Below are 19,083 nucleotides of genomic sequence, written 5' to 3'. Positions count from 1 at the left end.
CTGGGAAACAGCCCGTCATCAAACGCCCGCGGTCGTGGAATCACGGCAGCATAGAGTCATGCCATCGCCCGACGACGAATTCTCCTATCTCGAGCAGGAGGCCGCAGAGTTCGGCATCCTCACCCCGCTCCAGACCCCGCACCGCGCGACGGTGATCGACCAGGCGGGCTACGACGTCAGCGCGATCGTCTGGGGCGAGCATCCGTCGACCACGTATCTGCACGGGGCGGGGCTGAACGCCCACACCTGGGATTCGACCATCGCCGAACTCGGCATTCCCGCGATCGCGATCGACCTCCCCGGTCACGGTGATTCGGCCTGGCGGACGGATCGCGATTACCGCCCCTCGACCAATGCGGGGGCCGTGGCATCCGTTCTCGACGCTCTCGGCATCGGACCGCAGCTGGTCGTGGGCCAGTCGCTCGGCGGCGGCACGGCGATCGCCCTCGCCGCACAGCGACCGGATCTCGTGCGCGCGCTTGTGATCGTCGACTTCAGTCCCGGGCTGACTCCGGATGCCGCGGAGCAGGTCACCGGATTTCTGGCCGGCCCTCAGATCTTCGCCTCGCGGGACGGGATCGCGGAGCGGGCCATCGCCTTCGGATTCGGCGCCTCCCGCGCGGCCCTCGACCGTGGGATCGTGCTGAATACCCGGGTGCGAGGCGACGGGAAGGTGATCTTCAAGCACCAGCTCACGAACCTGGAGCCGGGCGAGACGGTGCAGCTGCAGGACTTCGACAGCCTCTGGCCGCAGCTCGAGAAGATCACCGTGCCGGTGCTGCTGGTGCGCGCCGAACACGGTTTCCTGTCTCCCGCCGTCGTCGATGATTTCCTGGCTCGGGTGCCCGGTACTACCGGGGTGCAGCTCGACACGGGCCACAACGTACAGGAGGAGAAGCCGGTGGAGCTCGCCGCCGTCATCCGGTCGTTCGCGGAGGCCGTCGGTCACCGCACTCGGCCACGTGCGTAGTCTGGTGATTCATCCCCACTCGACTGCCCACTCGGACACGACTCCCGTGCAACAACAAACGCAGCGCAGTAGCACCCACACAGCAGCATCGGAAGGAAACCCCATGGCGCTTCGCCATTTCGGTAAGAAGTCCCTCGCATTCGCCGGCATCGCCGTCACCGCCGCCCTCATCCTCTCCGGCTGCACTGGCGGAGGCACAGATTCGAGCTCCCTGCCCACCGTCGACGTCGGACTGGTCCTGGAGCCGACGAACCTCGACATCCGCACCACCACGGGCATCGCGCTCGACCAGGTGCTCATCGACAACGTCTACCAGGGCCTGGTCGGTCGCACCTCGACCAACGACATCGTCGACGTGATCGCCAAGAGCCACAGCGTGTCGAAAGACGGCCTCACCTACACGTTCCCGCTCAACACCGGCATCACCTTCGACGATGGCAACACGCTGACCGCGGATGACGTGGTCTGGTCGATCGATCAGGTGCGTACCAACGCGAAATACGCCGGCAACGCCGACCTCGCGAATGTGACCTCGGTCACGAAGGATGGCGACAACACCGTCGTACTCACCCTGTCGAAGCCGAATTCGAACCTGCTCTGGGCGCTGTCGGGACGCGCGGGTCTCGTTCTCGAGAAGGCCGCGAAGAACAAGCTGAACACCACGGCGATCGGCACCGGGCCGTACAAGCTCTCCTCGTGGAAACAGGGCGACAGCCTCACCCTCGTGCGCAACCCCGACTACTGGGGCGACAAGGCGAAGGTAGGCAAGATCGTCTTCCGCTACATCACCGATGCGAGCGCACAGGCCAACGCCCTGGTGAACGGCGACACGCAGGTGCAGACCCAGTTCGATGCCACGTTGACCAAGCAGCTGGACTCGGACAAGGACCTGGTGATCCACCGCGGCAAGACCACGGACAAGTACACGCTCGCCTTCAACAATGCGGTCGCGCCGTTCACCGACATCCGGGTGCGTCAGGCGATCCGCCAGGCCATCGACGTGAAGGCGATCCTGAAGACCATCGGCGGCGCCGGTGTCGCCCAGGGCGGTCCGATCCCCGAGATCGACCCCGGCTACGAGAACCTCGACTCGGTCGACGCGTACGATCCCGCCAACGCGAAGAAGCTGCTGGCCGAGGCAGGGCAGACGAACCTGAACCTGACGCTGACCATCCCCAACTTCTACGGCACCACCGTCGCCGACGTGCTGGTCTCCCAGCTCGCCGCCGTCGGAATCACGCTGAAGGTGAACTCGGTGGAGTTTGCGACCTGGCTCACCGATGTCTACACGAACCACGACTTCCAGCTCAGCTACGTCGACCACGCCGAGTCGCACGACTTCGGCAATTGGGCCAACCCGAAGTACTACTTCGGCTACTCGAACCCGCAGGTCGACGCGCTCTACACCGAGTCGCTCGCGGCGACCGACCCGGCCGTCGCCGCGGCGAAGCTCAAGCAGGCTGCGAAGCTCGTCGCCGAAGACGCCCCCGCCGAGTGGCTGTTCACCGCGACAACGCTTACGGTGATCAAGAAGGGCATCTCGGGCTTCCCGACGGACTCCACCAGTGCCCGCCTGAACCTGGCCAAGCTCTCCGTCAAGGGATAGTGAGCACTGGCTAGAGCGCAATCATGATTCGAACGAGCGAAGGGGCCGAGTGATCCGTTTCATCATCACCCGGCTCCTTCTTCTCGTTCTCGGCCTGCTGATCGCCAGCGCGCTCATCTTCTTCACCCTGCGTGTGCTTCCCGGCGACGTCGCTCAGGTGATCGGCGGCACCCAGGCCACGCCCGCGCAGGTCGAGGCGATCAGAAAGTCGCTGGGTCTAGACCGCAACATCTTCGTGCAATACACCGACTGGGTATCCGGTCTGTTGCGCTTCGATCTCGGCGATTCCCTGGTCACCGGCACTCCCGTCGCCATCGAGATCGCCGCAAAGCTCTCGGTGACGCTCCCCCTCGCTCTGCTCTCGCTGATCTTCGGGCTCGCAATCGGCATTCCTCTCGGCGTCGTCTCCGCCATCCGTCATGCCAAGGCGAGCGGAGCGGCGATCGCGATTTCGGCCCAGGCACTGGCCGCGGTGCCGGCGGTCTGGGCGGGAGTGCTGCTGATCTCGGTGTTCGGTCTCGCGCTGCGCTGGCTACCGACGCAGGGATTTCCCCTCGACGGCTGGGACGAACCGGGCCGCGCCATCCGTTCGCTGATCCTGCCGGCACTCACTATCGGGGTGATCGAGGGGGCCGTGCTGCTGCGCTTCACTCGCTCGGCCGCGCTCGATGCCATCGGACAGGACTATGTGCGCACAGCGGCCGCGATCGGCCTCACCAAAACCCGCGCGCTGGTCAGCCACGGCCTGCCCAATGTGATGCTCTCGGTCATCTCGTCACTGGGCCTGCAGATCGCCGGTCTCATCGTCGGCGCGGTCATTGTCGAGCAACTGTTTCAACTGCCCGGGATCGGACGGATGCTGGTCACCGACGTGGGCAACCGCGACCTGCCCAAGGTGCAGGGCGACATCTTCACGCTCACCGCCATCGTGCTGCTGGTCGGCTTCGCCGTCGATATCGCACACCGGCTCATCGACCCGCGCCAGCGCACGGAGGTGTCGTCGTGATACTGCCGTTCTTCCGCGAGCTCTGGCGGCGACCGGCCGGCATCATCGGCACCGTGGTCGTGGTCGTGCTGCTGCTGACCGCGGCCGTCGCCCTGTTCTGGACCCCGCAGAATCCGTTCACCGCCAATCCGTCGATCGCGTGGCAAGCTCCCTCGTTAGCCCACCTGTTCGGCACCGACGCCATCGGGTCAGACATCTTCAGCTACCTCATGGCCGGCAGCAAGACCACCGTGCTGGTCGCGTTCTTCTCGGCCATCGTCGCCGGGCTGATCGGCGTCGGGCTGACCGCCCTCGGTTCGCTCACCTCGCACTGGGTGCGCGAGCCGGTCGCGGTGCTGATCGATGTGCTGATCGCCTTCCCGATCCTGCTGATTGCCATGCTGCTGTCTGCGGTCTTCGGCGGCTCGCTCACCGTCGTGATCATCGCTGTCGGCATCGGATTCGGCGTAAACCTCGCGCGGGTCGCCCGCGGTGAGGTGCGCGGTGCCCTCGGCACCGACTACGTGCTCGCCGCCAAGGCGAGCGGCGCGGGCTCCTGGCGCATCCTGATCCGGCACATTCTCCCGAACGTGGCCCCGGTGTTCATCGTTCAACTGTCGCTCGCGGCTGCGGTGTCGATCCTCTCCGAGGCCGGGCTGTCGTTCCTCGGCTACGGAGCACCGTCGTCGACCGCTTCCTGGGGCCGACTGCTCAGCTCCCTGCAGCGCTACATCACCATCCACCCGTGGTCGGTGCTCTGGCCCGGGCTCACCATCACGATCACCGTGCTCGGCCTCAACCTGCTGGGCGATGCCCTCCGCGAGGCGACGGACCCGCGGCTCAAGGTCTCTCGGGCGGCGCGGTCACGACGACGGGGGCTTGCCCGATGAGCCTGACCGTCACCGACCTCAGCATCAAGATCGGCGGCCGCACGGTGGTCGATCACCTGAGCTTCCGCGTTGCCGACGGCGCCCGATTCGGCATCATCGGCGAGTCCGGCTCCGGAAAGTCGCTCACCGCGCTGGCCGTGCTCGGCCTTCTCCCGGATGCCGCGACCGCCACCGGGAGCATCCTGCTGACCATCGATGGAGGGGAAGAGATCGAGCTGCTCGGGCGTGACGACCGCGAGCTCGCGCACATCCGGGGCAGCGAGATCGGCATGGTCTTCCAGGAGCCCCGCACCGCCCTGAATCCGCTGCGCCGAGTCGGTCGGCAGATCGGCGAACCCCTGCGCATCCACGATCGGCTCTCGAAGCGAGAGGCCGACCAGAGGGCAATCGAGCTGGCGCGCGACGTTCTGCTGCCAGAGCCGGAGCGGCTGCTGAAGCGCTACCCGCACGAGCTGTCCGGCGGTCAGCGGCAGCGGGTCGCGATCGCCATGGCCATCGCCCGCTCCCCGTCGCTGATCATCGCAGACGAACCGACCACGGCGCTCGACGTGACCATCCAGGCCGAGATCCTCGAGCTGTTCGACGAGCTGGTGACCACGACCGGCGCCTCGCTGATCTTTGTCACCCACGATCTCGCTGTGCTCGCCGAGGTGGCGACGGATGTCGTGGTGCTCTCGCACGGCGCGGCGGTCGAGTCGGGGCCGGTCGCCGACATCGTGCGGGCGCCGCAGCATCCCGTCACGCAGGGTCTGCTCGCCGCGGCCCGCGCCACCTCCTGGACTCCGGGCGGTGTCGCATGACCGCACTGTCGGCTGCCCCACTGCTGACCGCGACGCGACTGAGCCGCGATTACCACCTGCCGCGCGAGGGCATCTTCGCCCGCCCGCTGGTGAAGCCTGCGCTGCGCGATGTCGACCTTACGATCGACCACGGTGAGGCGCTCGCGATCATCGGTGAATCCGGCTCGGGCAAGTCGACGCTGATGCGGCTGCTGCTGGCCCTCGACACACCGACCGCGGGCACGATCGAGTTCGAGGGCCGCCCTGTGATGAGGGGCACGGCCCGCTCCCTGCGCTGGCTTCGGCGGGAGACCGGCATTGTGCTGCAAGATCCGTACGCCTCGCTCGACCCGCGGATGTCGGTGGGCGCGATCATCGCGGAACCGCTGCAAGCGCTCGGCATCGCGGGCGATCACCACGCGATGGTGGCGCGCATCCTGGAGCGGGTGGGGCTCGAGGCCGACAGCGTCGACCGCTATCCGCACGAATTCTCGGGCGGACAGCGACAGCGCATAGCCCTGTCTCGCGCGCTGGTTCATGGCCCGCGGCTACTGGTCGGCGACGAACCGCTGAGCGCACTCGACGTGACTGTGCGCGCGCAGATTCTGGAGCTGCTGCGCGACCTGCGTCGCGACCTCGGGCTGAGCATGATCCTGGTGTCGCACGACATCGGGCTGGTCTACCACCTGTGCGAACGGATCATGGTGATGAAGGATGGGATCGTGGTCGAGAGCGGGCCCACGCTCGCGGTGCTGGAGGATCCGCAGCATCCGTACACCCGGCAGTTGATTGCCGCGGTGCCGTCGCTTGACGCCTCGACCGGCGCGGCAGAGTGAGCCGCGCGACCGCGCTGCCGCTGCCGCTGCCGCTGCCGCTGTAAGGCTCGTCGATTTCGTGTTGTTAGTTCGCGCTAACACCAGCCCGAACTGACATCACGGCCGGCCCAATGTCAGTTCCCGCCAATGTCAGCCCGAACTGACATGACGCAAACGAAACTCCCCCGTTCCGAAATGGCGGAGATTTCGACCATCCGGCAGAGAACACCGGGATCCGGGACGGTTTTCGCAGAATCTCCGTCATTTCGGAAGAGAGCGGGGACGACAAAACCAGAGCGGGGACGACAGAACCAGAAACGGGAACGACAGAACCAGAAACGGGAACGACAGAACCAGACAGGACGGACCGGACGAGCTACCGACGCGGCACACTCACCACTGCGGCGGGTGCCGCCGCTCCCACCGGGCCCGACGCTCCAGCTGCCGACCGATCGAGAGCAACGCCGACTCTCCCCCGGGCCGGCCGATCAGCTGAACCCCCACCGGCATGCCTGCCTCATCCACGGCGAACGGCAGGGAGATCGCGGGAAGCCCAGCCACGTTCACGAACGACGTGAAAGGCGCGTACGCCACCTGCTGGGCGAAATTCAGCTCCGGGTCGTCGGTCGAGTACCACCCGATGGGGCGGGACGACTGCGCGAGGGTCGGGGTCAGCACCGCGTCGTACGAGGCGAACTGGCGGATCACCGATCGCTCGAACGCGAACAATCCGGCCTGCGCCTGAAGCAACGTCTCGGCCGACATCGCGCGCCCCTGTTCGACCAGCCAGCGGGTGATCGGCTCGAGCAGCTCGAGCTCGCCCGGTGTGCGCGCGGGGATCCCCGCCGCGCTCGCCTTCCACACGGTAGTGAACAGCGCCGGGTAGTCACTCGGCTGCAGCGCGATCTCCTCCATGCCGTGACCGAGCTCGACCAGAAAGTCCACGGTCCCATCGAGTGCGGCCCGAATGCCGGGGTCGATCTCGATCTGCTGCACATCGTCCCAGGGGGACGTCGTCATCACCGCGATCTGAAACCGTCCCTCCCCGCGCATCGCATCGCCGAGGAAGGCGCCCTCGAAGCTCTCCGGCGCTCGCAACGCATAGAGATGCTCGGGTGGCAGCCCCGTCGGCGAGACCATCGCGTCGAGCAGCATGGCGGCATCCGCAACGGTGCGGGCGATCGGTCCACCCACGGCCAACCCGGCGATGCTGGCGATTCCCGACTGCGCCGGTACGCGACCGCGCGAGGGCTTCAGACCGACCAGCCCGGTCGCCGCCGCGGGAATACGGATGCTGCCGCCGCCATCCGACCCCGGAGCGAAGGGAAGTAGCCCCGCGGCCACTGCCGCCGCAGCCCCCGCGCTCGACCCACCGGTACCCACCCCGAGATCCCAGGGGTTGCGGGTCACCTGACCTGCTAGCAACTCCGAGGAGGACGACAACCCGAACTCGGGCGTCGCGGTCTTGCCGAGGCTCACCCCGCCGGCCTCGTCCAAGGTGCGCACGATGTCATGGTCGTCCGCTGCGACGTAGTCGGCCAGCAGGCGCGAGCCGGAGCGAGTGGGAACGCCGGCCCGGTCATAGAGATCCTTGTCGGCGAAGGGCAGCCCCCAGAGGGCCGCGGTGCGCGGAACGGCGTCGAGTGACGCCGAGCGTGAGCGCGCGGCATCCGCGGTCACCGTCACGAAGGCGCCGATCTCGGGATCGATCCGCTCGATACGCGAGAGGTAGTGCTCGGTCAATTCGGTCGGGGTGATCTCGCCGCGCTGCAGCCAGTCCCACTGCTCCTGGGCACTGAGGTGATGGAGTTCGAACACCCTCCGAGCCTACGGCGCTTGGTGGGCTAACCCCGTAGGCTCGGAGAATGCCGAGCCGCCCTCAGACTCCCCTCGCCCGCCACGGCCGGCTCTCCCACCCGCGCCCGTTGGCCACCGCGGCGAAGTTCGTCGTCGCGGCGATCGCGGTCGTCGCCGTGAGTTCGGCGGCGGTCGGCGCGGTAGCGGTCTATGACCTGTCCACCACGGTGACCACCGGCGGCGTGAAGCTGATCGGGCAGCCGGTGGCGAAGGCACCGCCCGGGCTCGGCGCCTACGACGGTGAGATCAACGTGCTCGTCGCCGCCAGCGACAGCGCCGAGGGTGACCCGGCCTATGGCAAGCGTGGCGAGCACCTCAATGACGTGACCATGCTGCTGCACGTCTCGGCCGACCACCAGAGCGCCACCGTCGTGAGTTTTCCCCGCGACCTGATCATCCCGATCGCCTCCTGCCCGAACGGCAAGGGCGGAAACTACCCCGCCCAGGTCAACAAGATCAATGTGGCCCTCACCTACGGCGGGCTTCCCTGCATCGTCAAGACCGTCGAGAACCTCACCGGAATGACCATTCCATTCGCCGCTCTCACCGAGTTTCAGGGCGTGGTCGGCATGTCGAACGCCGTCGGAGGGGTCACGGTCTGCATCGCCAAGGCGATTCACGACGAGCAGATCCACTTCGACCTCGAAGCCGGGCAGCAGACTCTGGTCGGACAGGATGCGGTGCAGTTCCTTCGGGTGCGCTACGGAGTGGGCGACGGCAGCGACCTCGCCCGCATCAGCAATCAGCAGTCGTTCCTCTCGGCTCTGGTCCGCAAGATCAAGACCCCCGAGGTGCTCGGCAATCCGGTGAAGGATTACGAGCTGGCCAAGGCGGTGGTCGACAACACCAAGCGCTCCGAATCGCTCAGCAACCTCACGACGATGGTGTCGATGGCGCTCGCGGTGAAAGACATCAGCTTCGAGGATGTCGTCTTTGTGAAGTATCCCTCCGGCTACGGCACCGCGGCGGGACAGAATGGGGTGCTCCCCTCGAAAGCTGCCGCGGACATCCTGTTCACAGCCCTCCGAAACGACCAGCCGATCGCGCTCACCGGCGGAACCGGAGAGGGAACCACCCTCGACCCGAACAATCCGACCGTCACGTCGCCCACGACGCCTGCCACGACCAGCGCAGCCCCGACGGATGCCGCAACTCCCGCCCCGAGTGCCGTCGCCTTGCCGAGCTCGGTCAACGGGCAGACCGCCGCGCAGAACACCTGCACGAAGGGGCAGCGCGCGAAGGGGTAACCGCTACTGCAGTTCGAGCCGCAGCTCCCGCAGCAGGCGCTCGAACTCGGCGGGGGCGCTCTTGATCTCGCGTCGACCGGTGAACCTCGAAAGTTTCTGCTGGCCGGCGATGTTGAGCATGATGTGCTCGAGGTTCGACCCGTGCTCATCGGGCACCATGCGATATTCGCCGCGGTACCACCGGCCGCCCTCGGCCACGATCAGAAACGCATTGGGGTCGGCGAGGTACCGGCTCTGTCCCGCCGAACCTGGGCTGAACCGCCGGTCGAGCGCCTCGAATACCGCTCTCGGGCGGGCCTTCAGATGACCGGCGAAGGAGTGGACCACGACGGCGCCGGACGGGCGGGTGCGCGGGGCTTCTGGCATGCTTCGACTGTAGCCGCCGCCGGTACGCTCGAGTGATGGGCTATCTCTTCCTCGCCGGCGCGATCATCGCCGAGGTCATCGCCACCACAGCCCTCAAGTTCGCCACCGGCGAGGGCAATAAGGTCGTGCCGTACATCATCGTCACGGCCGGTTACGTCGGAGCGTTCTTCCTGCTCTCGCAGTCCCTCACTCGGGGTGTGCCACTCGGCATCTCCTACGCGATCTGGGCCGGGGTCGGCGTGGTGCTCGTCGTCGTGATCAGCTGGCTGCTGTTCAAAGAACCGCTCACCTGGCTACAGATCGTCGGCATGGTGTTGGTGATCGGCGGCGTCGTGCTGCTCGAACTCGGTGGCAAGCACTAGCCCACGACTACTTGCGGGATCCCGAGCCCTTCAACGACTTCTGCATGAGCACGGTTCCGAGCCAGCGGTCGAACTTGAAGCCGACCTTTCCCATGTGCCCGATCTCCTTGAAGCCGAAGTTGCGGTGCATGGCGATCGAGGCATCCGCTCCCTTGTCGGCGATCACGGCGATGATCTCCTTGATGCCGGCCTCGCGCGACGCCTCGATCAGCGCTTCCATCAGCACCGGGCCGAGCCCCTTACCGGTGGATGCCGCACCCAGGTAGATCGAGTCCTCGACCGTGAAACGGTACGCGGCCTTCTCTTTCCACGGGTAGACGTAGGCAAAACCGAGTATCTGGCCGCTGGGGCTCTGCGCCACCAGAAACGGCATGTTCACCTTGCGCACGTGAGCGAACTTGGTGCGCCAGGCGCGGATCGTCATCGGCGTCTCGTCGAAGGTGACGGTGGAGTTGGCGACGTAGTGGTTGTAGATCTCGCGAATGTCGGGGAGGTCGGTCTCCACGGCATCCCGGATTTCGTAGACGAACGGCACCTCGAGCGGGGGCAGGTTGCGCTGCGCCTGCAACGGCCGGTGGTGGGCTAGGTATTCCTCCTCGAGCATGGGGCAAGCCTAACTTTTCGAGGACTGCTATTCGCCGAGCGGGCTGACCGAGCGCACGGGAGTGCTGCGATCCTGGGTGAGGAAGAGCGAGACGATACCCGCGACCACCGCGATGGCTACCAGGATTGCGCCGACCAGGTGGAAGGAATCGATCGTGGCCGCGAGGGTCGCCCCGCCCGCGACGACGGACCCGAGGATGCTGACCCCGATCGACCCGCCGAGCCGCTGGGTGATGTTGAACAGCGTGTTGCCGTCGGCGAGCTGATCTTCTGGCAGGGGCGCGAGCATCGCCACGAGCAGGGGCGCGGTGACCAGACCGATCGCGATCGCGCGTCCGGACAGGATGAGGGCGGTTGCCCAGAGTGGTGTGTCTTGTTCGAGGGTGATCAGGAACACGCTCGAGATCGCGAGGATCGCGAAGCCGGACACGACCAAGATCTTGAGTGGCACCCGCACCGAGAGCTTCTGCCCGAAGAACGTCGCAACTCCCATCACAATCCCCTGCGGCAGCAGCGCGATACCGGTCGCGAAGGCGCTGTGCCCCTGCACCGACTGGGTGAAGACCGGCAGCAAGAAGACCGTGCCGAACGCGACCACGGAACAGAACACCTGTAATACGAGAGCGATCGCCGAGTTGCGGTGCCGCATCATCTGCAGGTCCACCGCCGGATGGGCGCGACGGAGCGCCCAGAACACGTAGCCGACCAGCAGCGCCAGGCCGAGCCCGAGCGGAAGCCAGGAGACGGGACTGTCCCACCCCTCGGATGTCCCTTCCGTGGCCCCGAACAGAGCCCCTGTCAGCCCGAGAGCGAGCAACACGAAGCCGACCGGATCGAATCGCGCCGATGACGACCCGAGAGCACCGACCGACGTCGGAACCCGCAGCAGGAGCAGCAGTCCGATCACCCCGACCGGCACGTTGACGATGAAGATCCAGCGCCAACCCCCCGCACCGATGAGGAGGCCGCCCAGTGTCGGACCGAGCGCGGGCGCGAGGAACAGAGTGAGCGCCGCCGAGATAGGCACTTTGCCGCCGCCGATCCCGTCTTTTCCGAGCAGGATGCTGAGCGCGAGTGGAACGAGCGGAGCACCGACGAATCCCTGCACCGCACGGAACGCGATCAGGAACTCGATGTTCGGCGCGACGGCACACGCTGCCGACGCCAGCACGAACAGCACCATGCTCACCGTGTAGACCCGCAGCACGCCGTAGCGCTTGGCGAGATAGGCGGTGAGGGCGAGCGAGACGCCGAGCGCGAGCAGGTACCCGCTGACCACCCACTGCACCTCGTCGAGCTGCGCTGTCAGCTCCGTCGCGATGTCGGGCACAGCCACGTTGACGATGCTCGAGTCGATCATGCTGAGCAGCGGACCGATCAGCAGTCCGTAGCGCGCGACCGCGCCGATCGTGCTGGCCGGAGCATCGGTGGTCTGCGTCGACATGCGGTCCCGTCCGGTCGGAATGCTTCAGGTGGTGAAGCTCAGCGTACGGACCAATCGATCGGTGTCGAGCCCTGCGCGACCAATAGGGCGTTCGTTCGACTGAACGGCTTCGATCCGAAGAAGCCGCGCGACGCCGACAGTGGGCTCGGATGCACGGACTTCACCACCGGGACCTGCCCGAGCATCGGCTCCAACGCGATGGCATCACGCCCCCACAGAATCGCCACCAGCGGCCCACCGCGCGTCGCCAGTGCGTGGATGGCGGTCGCGGTGATCGCCTCCCAGCCCTTGCCCTTGTGCGAGGCGGACTCCCCCGGCGCCACGGTCAGCACCCGGTTGAGCAGCATCACGCCCTGGTCGGCCCATGCGCTCAGGTCGCCGTGCTCGGGATGCTCGATGCCGAGGTCGTCCTTCAGCTCGCGGTAGATGTTCTGCAGGCTGCGTGGCAGCGGGCGCACTGCCCGGTCGACCGCGAAGGAGAGCCCGATGGCGTGCCCCGGCGTCGGGTACGGGTCCTGACCCACGATCAGCACCCGGACATCCGCGAACGGTCGCTCGAAGGCGCGCAGCACGTGCGCGCCGGCGGGCAGGTAGGGCCCGGAGGCGCGCAGAAACTCTCCCATCGCCGCCACCTGGTCGGCGACGGGCGCGAGGGCCTCCGCCCACCCGGGGTCGATCAGCTCGGAGAGCGATTTGGCCACGGCGTCAGTGTGTCGTTATGTCGGTGTGTCGTCGCGTCGGTCTGTCGCTGCGTCAGCGCGTCAGTTGGCCTCGAGCGTGACGGGCGGCTTCGACGACCACGGGAAGGCGATCCACTTCGCGGTCTTGCGCCACACGTAGTCTGGCTCGAGCACGGTCTGCGGCTTGGAGTACAGGCACACCGTGCGCACGTCGGCGCCGGCCAGACGAATCAGGTCGAGCACCATCGCGAGGGTGCGGCCGGAGTCCGAGACGTCATCCACCAGCAACACCTTCTTGCCCGAGAGCGAAACCTCGTCGAGGTATGGCGCCAGGATGACCGGCTCGTCCAAGCGGGCGTCGACACCGGTGTAGAACTCGGCGTTCAGTGCTCCGCAGCTCTTCACGTCGAGCGCGTACGCCACGGCGCCGGCCAGCAGCAGCCCTCCGCGGGCGATGGCGACCACGACATCCGCTTCGAAGCCACTTCCGTGAATGCTTCTCGCGAGTTCCCGGGACGCATTCCCGAACTCGTCCCAACCCAGAATTTCACGTTCGACTTCAGCCATGAGACAACGGTACAGGCCCGGATGTGTCGATCATGACCCTCCTGCCACTAGCATCCGATCATGACGACGGCGCCAGCATCTAGCACGTCACAGAATGTGCCGCGAGCCGGCAGCGTGACGTTCGGTCTCATCGGCTTTCTGTTTCTGGTGGAGATCGTCAGCGGCATCCTGCAGGGCTACTACGTGCCGCTGATCAGCGACCTGGTGAAATACCTGCACATCCGCGACGCCGATTTCAACTGGTTCGAGGCTGCGCAACTGCTCGTCGCCGCGCTCACGGTGCCGGTGCTCGCCAAGCTCGGCGACATGTTCGGGCACAAGCGCATCCTGCTGATCTCGACCGTGCTCACGGGGCTCGCCACCTGGGCGCTGGTCTTCGCCGACAACTTCGTGCTGTTTCTCATCGCCTGGGCGCTTCAGGGTTTCTACACGGTCTGGCTGCCCCTGGAGATCGCGCTCATCTTCGATCGCGGGCGCCGCACCGGTCGCGGTCCGTCGCAGACCCGGCGTGCCGCCGGCTTCCTGGTGGTGGCGCTCGAGACCGGCGCGATCGTCGGCGCCCTGCTGGGCGGCCGGGTGTTCGGATGGTTCGATCACAACGTTCCGCTCACCCTCATGATCCCGGCGATCGCGGTCACTCTGGTGTTCTTCGCGGTGCTATTCGGCGTGCCGGAGTCGACCCCGCTGCCCGGGCGACGCCTCGACATCGTGGGCTTCAGCATCCTCACCGTCGGCCTGCTGCTCATCACCTCTGGCCTCACCTTCCTTCGCCTGAACGGGATGACCGCGTGGTGGGCGTACCTGCTGATCGTGGCGGGCATCGCCGCCTTCGTGCCCTTCGCCCGTTACGAGCTGCGACAGGATGACCCCGCCATCGATCTGCGGGTGCTGATGCAGCCCACCATGTGGCCCGTGCAGCTCACCGCGGCGCTGATCGGCATAAGCCTGCTCGGCGCGCAGGCACCGCTCAGTGCCTACGCGGGAACGGATCCGGCGAACGGCTACGGGCTGGGGCTCGACTCCGGTGACCGCTCGACCCTGATCGGCGTCTACCTGATTTCGATGATCATCGGCGCCCTGTTCTTCCCCGTGCTGTCACGGCGCCTCACGCCGCGAGTGGCCCTGATCGGCGCCGCCTTCCTGGTTGCGATCGGGTACCTGCTCTTCCTCCCCCTGCATCTGCAGGTCTGGGAGGTGTTCATGAACATGTTCATCGCCGGCCTCGGCTCCGGCGCTCTGGTCGGCGCGATGCCGGCCGCGGCCGCTGCGGCCGCACCCCTCGGGCAGACCGGCATCGCGGCCGCTCTGACGAACACCACCAAGACGATCGGCGGATCGTTCGCCTCCGCCGTATTCGGCATCGTGCTGGCCGGCGGAGTCATCAGTGCTGTATCGAGCGGGGCCGTGTCGAGCACGGCATCCAGCCTCGCCGGCTATATGACCGTCTGGGTGATCTGCGGTGCGGGCGCGCTCGTGGCCGCCGTGCTGCTGTTCTTCGTGCCGAAACTCGCCTTCGCCGACGCCGCGCTCCCCGCCTAGAGCTTGGGCTTCAGCTCGCCGCGGATAACCTTCCACGGGGCGGCCTGCGCCACCGGCTTGATCGTGACCAGATCGAGGTTCACGTGGCCAGGAAGCTCGATGGCGTGCACGATCGCCTCGGCGATGTCCTCCGCCACGAGCGGCTCCGGCACGTTGTCGTAGACCGCATCGGCCTTGGCCTGGTCGCCGGCGAAGCGCACCAGCGAGAACTCCTCGGTGTGAACCATTCCGGGCGCCACCTCGAGCACCCGGATCGGCTCGCCCGCGAGCTCCAGCCTCAGCACCGCCACCATCGCGTGCTCGGCGAACTTCGCGGCGTTGTACCCGCCACCGCCCTCGTAGGCGACGTGGCCGGCGATCGAGGTGACGGTGAGGATGTCTGCGTGGCCCCCGTCAACGGACGCCGCACGCAGCAGCGGCAGCAGCGCGCTCGTGACCCGCTTCACGGCGACGACGTTCACGTCGAACATGCGGATCCAGTCCTCCGGATCCCCCGCCTCGACCGACGCCAGGCCGAACGCGCCCCCCGCGTTGTTGACGAGAGCGTGCACCGGCCCGAGCGCCTGGACGTAGTCGCGCAGGGCATCCACCTGAAGTTGATCGGTGAGGTCGGCGGTGAAGATGTCGCAGCCGGTCTCGTCGGCGAGCGCCTCGAGGCGTTCGGTGCGGCGGGCGACGGCCACGACATCCCAGCCGTGCGCCCGGAACAGGCGCGCTGTTGCCGCGCCGATGCCCGAACTCGCGCCCGTTACCACCACTCGTCTCGCTGTCAACGTCTCTCCCTCATTCGATGGGTTAAACGCTAGCGCGGCTAGGGTTGTCGCCGTGACGTCAGCGACCGCCGAGGTTTCGCCCTCAATAGCGCCGAGCCCTGCGCCAGCCCGCAAGCGCCGCGTTCCGCTCTGGGATAACGCGCGCTTCCTCTGCGTCGCGCTCGTGGTCATCGGCCACTCCGTGCAGCGGCTGACCGGGCAATCTGACCACGCGCTCATGGTCTACGTCTTCATCTACGCGTTCCACATGCCGGCCTTCGCGATCATCAGCGGCTACTTCTCCAAGGCCAGCCCGCCTGGGTCGCGACAGATGCGCAAGGTCATCACCGACATCCTGCTGCCGTACGCGATCATGCAGACCATCTGGACGGTAGTTCAGTACCTCGCCGAGGGGTCGACCAGCCTCAACCCGACCACCCCGCACTGGACCCTGTGGTTCCTGCTCGCCCTCGCGGTCTTCCGGCTGGTGCTGCCCTATCTTGTGCTGCTGCGCTTCCCACTGCTCTGGTCGATCGTGTTCTCGGTCGGGGTCGGCTACCTGAGCAACGTCGACAGCACGTTCTCCCTCTCCCGGGCCATCGGCATCCTCCCGTTCTTCGTGCTCGGCTGGCAGGTGCGGCAATGGAAGCTAGCCGAGAAATGGCGGATGCTCGACCGTCAGGCCCTCTGGGTGCGGCTCATCGCGGCAGCGGTACTCATCACCTGGGCCCTCAGCGTCGTCTTCTTCATCGGGTTCTGGAAGGAGATCAGCGTCCACTGGTTCTTCTACGACGACAGCTACGACGGGCTCGGTCAGGATGCCTGGTGGGCCGGATTCGTTCGGCTCGCCTTTCTCGCGCTGGCGGCCATCCTGAGCGCGGCGTTCTTCGTGCTGGTTCCCCGATCGCAGAGCTGGATCACCGGCTTCGGTCAGGCGACGATGTACATCTACCTGCTGCACAGTTTCGTGCTCTACCCGCTGCGAGAGACCGGCGTACTGAAGGGCGAGCATCCGTCGGACTGGCTCCTTGCCGCGGTGATCCTCGCTGCCATCGCGATTTCGATCGCCCTGGCCAGTCCCATCATCCGCACGGTGTTCCGCCCGCTGATCGAGCCGAAGCCGCGCTGGCTGTTCATCGAGCTCGACGACAAGCCGGGGCGGGGCTCGCGCACCGACCCGACCGGCGCCCGCCGCCCCCAGCGCTAGCCGCTGCACCCCGCCAGCCTGCACTCCATCCCCCTGCACTCCGTCCGCCAACAGGACCACATCGCGGTTTCGTCCGCCAACAGGACAGATTCGGTACTTTCGGCCGCCCCATCCTGTTGACTGCAGCCGAAAGACCGAGTGCACCTTAACGACGAAGCGGGGCGGCCCGAAGACCGCCCCGCTCCAGTGCTGCGTGGTGTGGCTAGTGCAGGCTCACGCGCTTGGGCAGCACGAAGACCAGCGCCACCGCGACGATCGCGAAGATCGCGCTGACGAACAGCGCCATCGTGGCCGCATCGCCGAAGTGACTGGCGAGCAGCTGCTTCGAGAACTGCGAGCCCAGCGCCTTGGCTGCGTCGGCCGGGGTGGCATAGTCGCCCGACTGCATCGCCGCCGGGATTGCCTTGGTCACCTTGGCCGCGATCTCGTCCTTCAGCCCGCCGAGGTTGGCGATACCGAACAGCACGCTGCTCACGACGGCGATACCGATGGCGCTACCGATGCGCTGCATGGTTCCGATGACACCGCTCGCCGCTCCGGCCTCGGCGCGGTCGACTGTCGCGACGATGAAGCGCGCGTTCGGCGCGATGAAGAATCCGTTACCGACACCCGCGATGAACAGCGGGGCGAGCAGTATCCAGTTGGTGAGGTCCTTCGCCTCCACGTTCAGCAGGATCAGCCAGAGCGCGATCAGGCCCACCGCGACGAGCACGGTCCCGAGCACCAGCACCCCGCGTCCGAGCTTCTGCGCCAGCCGGTCGCTCTGCGAGGCCGCGAAGATGTTGCCGATCGCGAACGGGATCGAGACCAGTCCAGACTCGAGGGCAGTGTGGCCGAGGCCGGCCTGCCAGAGCAGCGAGATCGTGAAGAAGATGCTGGTGAACGCGGCGAAGTAGACCAGCGCGAGGATCGTACCCCCGGTGAAGGCCGCGTGCGAGAACAGGTGCGGCGGCACCAACGGCGATCCACCGCCGGCGGCGACCCGGCGCTCCCAGAGCGCGAACAGCACCAGCAGCACGACGCCGCCAGCGAGCGAGACATACGTCCAGGCGGGCCATCCCTCGTCCTGACCCTGGATCAGCGGAACCAGGATGGCGACCAGGGCACCGGCGAGCAGCAGGAGTCCGAAGAAGTCCATCCGCGATTTCGCGCCAGCGACCAGCTTCGGCAGCACGAAGATCGCCGCAACGACGCCGATGATCCCGATCGGCAGGTTCACGAAGAAGATGTAGCGCCAGCCACTCGTCTCACCGAGGGCCTGGATGATGAGGCCGCCGACCACGGGTCCAAGAGCCGAGGAGACACCGATCACCGCACCCATGATGGCGAAGGCCTTGCCCCGCTTCATGGGCGGGAACAGCAGCTGGATGAACGCGGTCACTGGCGGGAAGAAGATGCCGCCACCAAGGCCCTGCACGACCCGGGCCATGATGAGAGTGGTCGAATCCTGGGCGAGACCTGCCGCGAGGCTCGCGACGGTGAACAGCGTGAGTCCGATGATGAAGACCCACTTGTGACCGAAACGGTCGCCCATGCGTCCGGCAGGGATGAGCACCAGGCCGAATGCGAGCGCGTAGCCGGAGATGATCCAGGCGAGCGTCGCCTCGTCGGCATTGATGCTGTCACGGATGGTGGGAAGCGCGACGTTGACGATGGTCGTGTCGAGGAGGGACATGAACATGCCGACGAGCAGCACGGCCAGGGTCGCCCATGCACGCTTGTCGGTCACGCCGGCCGGGGCTTCCCAGGCGGGCCGGCCGGACGGCGGCGCCGACGGGGTTGGAACGGTTTCGGTCATGAGTCTGGGTGTCCTTTCGCGGACGTTCGGGATTTCGACGTTCGGAGTTTTTCTTCGGCGATGATGTCGGGAAGCACGGAGAGCAGGTCGTCGTGCCAGGCGAGCTCTCCGCGCAGTCGGGAGAGCTTGTGTCGCATCGACCAGCTCTCGGCGAGGGTGAGGTATTGACGGATCTCGGTGAGGTGCTGCTCCTCGTCGGCCAGGGTGGAGCGGATACGCTCGGCGCGGTCCCCGAGCACGGTGGGCAGCTCATCCAGCCGTTCCGGGTCGAGTCGGGCCAGTGCCAGGTCGATCGGATCCGGTTTGATGACGATGTCGGCGAGAGTCTTCTCCCGCAATTCATATAACACCCGACGGCCGTCATCGCTCACCCGGTACACCTGTCGCTCCGGGTAATTGCCCTGTTTCTCGATGCGCTCCGAGACGATCAGTCCTTCAGTCGCAAGACGCTTGATAGCACCGTAGATCGCGCTGGCGGCGAAGTCGGTCCATTCGTCGATGTGCTCTTCCTCAGCCAGGTGCACGAGAGCGCGACCATGCATCGGGCCCCGCTCAGCGAGGGATCCCAACACGAATAATCTGATCGATGACACGCGACTACTCTCACATGACTAGT

At 66.6% G+C, this 19,083-nt stretch carries 19 protein-coding genes; 10 read left to right on the top strand and 9 right to left on the bottom strand.

Annotated features, from left to right (window positions below):
* The first annotated feature begins 58 nt into the window (after positions 1 to 58).
* The 6 genes from IV501_RS07420 (at position 59) to IV501_RS07395 (ending at position 6,066) form a co-directional block, all read left to right on the top strand.
* Positions 59 to 970: an alpha/beta fold hydrolase gene (locus tag IV501_RS07420; protein ID WP_200555807.1), complete on the top strand. Its 912-nt coding sequence runs from the start codon at positions 59 to 61 to the stop codon at positions 968 to 970.
* 103 nt (positions 971 to 1,073) lie between these two features.
* On the top strand, positions 1,074 to 2,576 hold the full coding sequence (locus IV501_RS07415) for an ABC transporter substrate-binding protein (protein ID WP_200555806.1): 1,503 nt from the start codon (positions 1,074 to 1,076) through the stop codon (positions 2,574 to 2,576).
* A 49-nt stretch (positions 2,577 to 2,625) separates the two neighbouring features.
* Positions 2,626 to 3,582, top strand: coding sequence for an ABC transporter permease (locus IV501_RS07410; protein ID WP_200555805.1), 957 nt, complete (start codon positions 2,626 to 2,628; stop codon positions 3,580 to 3,582).
* A complete protein-coding gene (locus IV501_RS07405; RefSeq protein WP_200555804.1) occupies positions 3,579 to 4,451 on the top strand; it encodes an ABC transporter permease in 873 nt (290 codons plus the stop codon). Before IV501_RS07410 ends, IV501_RS07405 begins: the two co-directional genes overlap by 4 nt.
* The gene (locus IV501_RS07400) at positions 4,448 to 5,251 is read left to right on the top strand and encodes an ABC transporter ATP-binding protein (RefSeq protein WP_200555803.1); all 804 of its coding nucleotides are present in this window, start codon (positions 4,448 to 4,450) and stop codon (positions 5,249 to 5,251) included. Before IV501_RS07405 ends, IV501_RS07400 begins: the two co-directional genes overlap by 4 nt.
* A complete protein-coding gene (locus IV501_RS07395) occupies positions 5,248 to 6,066 on the top strand; it encodes an ABC transporter ATP-binding protein (protein WP_200555802.1) in 819 nt (272 codons plus the stop codon). Before IV501_RS07400 ends, IV501_RS07395 begins: the two co-directional genes overlap by 4 nt.
* A 372-nt stretch (positions 6,067 to 6,438) precedes the next feature.
* Here the strand turns inward: IV501_RS07395 and IV501_RS07390 are convergent, their stop codons facing one another.
* On the bottom strand, positions 6,439 to 7,863 hold the full coding sequence (locus tag IV501_RS07390) for an amidase (protein WP_200555801.1): 1,425 nt from the start codon (positions 7,861 to 7,863) through the stop codon (positions 6,439 to 6,441).
* A 47-nt stretch (positions 7,864 to 7,910) separates the two neighbouring features.
* Between IV501_RS07390 and IV501_RS07385 the strand changes: the two genes are divergently transcribed.
* A complete protein-coding gene (locus tag IV501_RS07385) occupies positions 7,911 to 9,149 on the top strand; it encodes an LCP family protein (protein WP_200555800.1) in 1,239 nt (412 codons plus the stop codon).
* A gap of 3 nt (positions 9,150 to 9,152) precedes the next feature.
* Here the strand turns inward: IV501_RS07385 and IV501_RS07380 are convergent, their stop codons facing one another.
* Complete coding sequence (locus IV501_RS07380) at positions 9,153 to 9,515, bottom strand: hypothetical protein (protein WP_200555799.1); 363 nt, start codon at positions 9,513 to 9,515, stop codon at positions 9,153 to 9,155.
* A gap of 35 nt (positions 9,516 to 9,550) precedes the next feature.
* Between IV501_RS07380 and IV501_RS07375 the strand changes: the two genes are divergently transcribed.
* The gene (locus tag IV501_RS07375; RefSeq protein ID WP_200555798.1) at positions 9,551 to 9,877 is read left to right on the top strand and encodes a DMT family transporter; all 327 of its coding nucleotides are present in this window, start codon (positions 9,551 to 9,553) and stop codon (positions 9,875 to 9,877) included.
* Positions 9,878 to 9,884: 7 nt separating this feature from the next.
* Here IV501_RS07375 and IV501_RS07370 read toward each other — a convergent pair whose 3' ends face one another.
* From IV501_RS07370 to IV501_RS07355, 4 genes are read right to left on the bottom strand one after another with little or no spacing between them, the layout of a single operon-like run.
* Entirely contained in the window at positions 9,885 to 10,481 is a 597-nt protein-coding gene (locus IV501_RS07370; RefSeq protein ID WP_200555797.1) for a GNAT family N-acetyltransferase, read from the bottom strand.
* A gap of 27 nt (positions 10,482 to 10,508) precedes the next feature.
* Complete coding sequence (locus tag IV501_RS07365; RefSeq protein ID WP_200555796.1) at positions 10,509 to 11,924, bottom strand: DHA2 family efflux MFS transporter permease subunit; 1,416 nt, start codon at positions 11,922 to 11,924, stop codon at positions 10,509 to 10,511.
* 38 nt (positions 11,925 to 11,962) lie between these two features.
* Positions 11,963 to 12,625 carry a uracil-DNA glycosylase gene (locus tag IV501_RS07360; RefSeq protein ID WP_200555795.1) on the bottom strand — a complete coding sequence of 221 codons (663 nt, stop codon included), beginning with the start codon at positions 12,623 to 12,625 and terminating at the stop codon, positions 11,963 to 11,965.
* Positions 12,626 to 12,685: 60 nt separating this feature from the next.
* Positions 12,686 to 13,171: a phosphoribosyltransferase gene (locus IV501_RS07355; protein WP_200555794.1), complete on the bottom strand. Its 486-nt coding sequence runs from the start codon at positions 13,169 to 13,171 to the stop codon at positions 12,686 to 12,688.
* Between the two features lie 60 nt (positions 13,172 to 13,231).
* Here IV501_RS07355 and IV501_RS07350 point away from each other — a divergent pair, with 60 nt between their 5' ends.
* Positions 13,232 to 14,710: an MFS transporter gene (locus IV501_RS07350; protein WP_200555793.1), complete on the top strand. Its 1,479-nt coding sequence runs from the start codon at positions 13,232 to 13,234 to the stop codon at positions 14,708 to 14,710.
* On the opposite strand, the gene IV501_RS07345 is transcribed toward IV501_RS07350, so the two are convergent.
* Complete coding sequence (locus IV501_RS07345) at positions 14,707 to 15,483, bottom strand: SDR family NAD(P)-dependent oxidoreductase (RefSeq protein ID WP_234698351.1); 777 nt, start codon at positions 15,481 to 15,483, stop codon at positions 14,707 to 14,709. The genes IV501_RS07350 and IV501_RS07345 overlap by 4 nt on opposite strands.
* Before the next feature lie 52 nt (positions 15,484 to 15,535).
* Between IV501_RS07345 and IV501_RS07340 the strand changes: the two genes are divergently transcribed.
* Positions 15,536 to 16,669, top strand: a complete 1,134-nt coding sequence (locus IV501_RS07340) for an acyltransferase family protein (protein WP_200556180.1) — start codon at positions 15,536 to 15,538, stop codon at positions 16,667 to 16,669.
* A gap of 202 nt (positions 16,670 to 16,871) precedes the next feature.
* On the opposite strand, the gene IV501_RS07335 is transcribed toward IV501_RS07340, so the two are convergent.
* Positions 16,872 to 18,467, bottom strand: a complete 1,596-nt coding sequence (locus tag IV501_RS07335; protein ID WP_200555791.1) for an MFS transporter — start codon at positions 18,465 to 18,467, stop codon at positions 16,872 to 16,874.
* Positions 18,464 to 19,060 (bottom strand): PadR family transcriptional regulator, encoded by a 597-nt coding sequence (locus IV501_RS07330; protein WP_200555790.1) that lies wholly within the window; start codon positions 19,058 to 19,060, stop codon positions 18,464 to 18,466. Before IV501_RS07330 ends, IV501_RS07335 begins: the two co-directional genes overlap by 4 nt.
* Between the last annotated feature and the right edge of the window lie 23 nt (positions 19,061 to 19,083).

The sequence above is a fragment of the Lacisediminihabitans changchengi genome (genome assembly GCF_016634425.1).
Lineage (GTDB): Bacteria > Actinomycetota > Actinomycetes > Actinomycetales > Microbacteriaceae > Lacisediminihabitans > Lacisediminihabitans changchengi.
Note: the sequence above shows the minus strand (reverse complement) of the source record. Positions and strands in the feature narration are given on the sequence as shown.

Bases quoted from the DNA above. Each gene is read 5' to 3' on its own strand.
- IV501_RS07400 (WP_200555803.1), top strand. From the start codon at position 4,448: ATGAGCCTGACCGTCACCGACCTCAGCATCAAGATCGGCGGCCGCACG.
- IV501_RS07355 (WP_200555794.1), bottom strand. From the start codon at position 13,171: ATGGCTGAAGTCGAACGTGAAATTCTGGGTTGGGACGAGTTCGGGAAT.
- IV501_RS07380 (WP_200555799.1), bottom strand. From the start codon at position 9,515: ATGCCAGAAGCCCCGCGCACCCGCCCGTCCGGCGCCGTCGTGGTCCAC.
- IV501_RS07370 (WP_200555797.1), bottom strand. From the start codon at position 10,481: ATGCTCGAGGAGGAATACCTAGCCCACCACCGGCCGTTGCAGGCGCAG.
- IV501_RS07385 (WP_200555800.1), top strand. From the start codon at position 7,911: ATGCCGAGCCGCCCTCAGACTCCCCTCGCCCGCCACGGCCGGCTCTCC.
- IV501_RS07375 (WP_200555798.1), top strand. From the start codon at position 9,551: ATGGGCTATCTCTTCCTCGCCGGCGCGATCATCGCCGAGGTCATCGCC.
- IV501_RS07415 (WP_200555806.1), top strand. From the start codon at position 1,074: ATGGCGCTTCGCCATTTCGGTAAGAAGTCCCTCGCATTCGCCGGCATC.
- IV501_RS07365 (WP_200555796.1), bottom strand. From the start codon at position 11,924: ATGTCGACGCAGACCACCGATGCTCCGGCCAGCACGATCGGCGCGGTC.
- IV501_RS07350 (WP_200555793.1), top strand. From the start codon at position 13,232: ATGACGACGGCGCCAGCATCTAGCACGTCACAGAATGTGCCGCGAGCC.
- IV501_RS07335 (WP_200555791.1), bottom strand. From the start codon at position 18,467: ATGACCGAAACCGTTCCAACCCCGTCGGCGCCGCCGTCCGGCCGGCCC.
- IV501_RS07395 (WP_200555802.1), top strand. From the start codon at position 5,248: ATGACCGCACTGTCGGCTGCCCCACTGCTGACCGCGACGCGACTGAGC.
- IV501_RS07420 (WP_200555807.1), top strand. From the start codon at position 59: ATGCCATCGCCCGACGACGAATTCTCCTATCTCGAGCAGGAGGCCGCA.